Genomic DNA, 1,457 nt, shown 5'->3' with positions numbered 1-1,457 from the left:
TTGATACCAGCGGTATCGCCATCCACATCCGTAGCAAACACAGGCAGATTAAGCGTCAGTAAATCTTCGCCCTGAACACCATGATCCAGTACGCCTTCTAGCGTGAATTTGTATGTTCCGTCAGCATTTAACACCAGAGCAAACACCGATTTTCCATCTGGCGTTTGACCTTGGTAAGTGTAGTTGTTGTTATTCACACCAGTTTGTACGAGCGTGACCGCTTGTCCGCCTGACGTTACCCCGCTGATTGGGTTGCCAGACAAATCTAACTGGTAAGAAACTATCGTATCCGCACCTTCTACGCTATCAAAGCTGCCGCTTGCCTCTAGGCTGTCTTTGCTCAGCTCTGAGCCTGAAGGCAAGTCATCTTCATCTAAGAACAACGGCGTCGCCGTTTTGATTTCCGGCACGTCATCCACGATGGTGATTGGCAAGTTCACAGATGCCGATGTATCACCATCGAAGTCAGTAACAGAAATAGGAATATCTAACGTTAGGCTGTTTTCGCCCAGGCCAGCAGGATGATCCACAGGGCCCACTAACTCAAATTGGTAGCTATTGTCTTTTGCATCCAACGTTAGGGTGAAAATCTGCGTGTTCGTGCCAACAATCACCGCTTCATAGGTGCTTACACCGTCGGCTTCAGAGACCAGTCTTAGTTCCACATCTTGACCATTTGACTGCAAACCAGCGACCGCGCCAGCTAAGTCAGAAACGTGATAACTGACGATTTCATCAGCGCCAGCAACAACGTTAAAGTGTCCATCTAACACTCGTAAGCCAGAAGTATCAGAGCCAGCAGGTAAATCATCTTCGTCAATCGTCAACTGGCTACTGTTATCCACCCCAGTGATAGACGGCACATCATCAACAACGGTAATTGGCAAACTAATCGTGTTCGACACATCACCATCAAAATCCGTGGCATTCACAGGGAAATCAATCACTAGCTCGTTTTCACCATTGCCATTTGGATGGTCTAGCTGAGCAAATAATTCAAATTGATACCTATCTTCTCCAGCATTTAACGTAAGTTTAAACACGATATCGGTAGTGCCTTGCACGTACGCACGGTACTCAATCACGCCATTCGCGTTTGAGTATTCAACAAGCTCTAGTGGCTGACCTGCTGACGTTAACCCAGCAACAGGTGAGACAAGATCCTCCAATTGGAAGCTAACGATAGAATCTGCACCGTCAACGACATCAAAATGTCCGCCGATAATATGATCACCTTGACCATCCGACCCTTTGTTCGGAATGTCATCTTCATCAATGGACAAGTGACTTCCTGGACGAATAGCTTCAATCGTCGGCTTATCATCCAAAATAGTGACTGGCAACGTCGCGTTAACGGAGTCGTTGTCCCCGTCGGTAATCACAATCGGCAGATTGACGGTCAGGTCATCAGAATTCGTTGCATGATCGAGCGCGCCAGACAATTCAAAATCGTAGCG

1 protein-coding gene is annotated in these 1,457 nt (G+C 47.3%); it reads right to left on the bottom strand.

What is annotated here, in order from left to right; all coding sequences use genetic code 11:
• Positions 1-1,457 (bottom strand): DUF5801 repeats-in-toxin domain-containing protein (locus R7M72_RS24610; RefSeq protein ID WP_318056404.1); only part of this gene is annotated, 1,457 nt, incomplete at both ends.

This window comes from Vibrio sp. YT-18 (assembly GCF_033337345.1).
GTDB lineage: Bacteria > Pseudomonadota > Gammaproteobacteria > Enterobacterales > Vibrionaceae > Vibrio > Vibrio alginolyticus.
The sequence above is the reverse complement of the archived record's forward strand: the minus strand, read 5'-3'. Positions and strand labels throughout refer to the sequence as shown.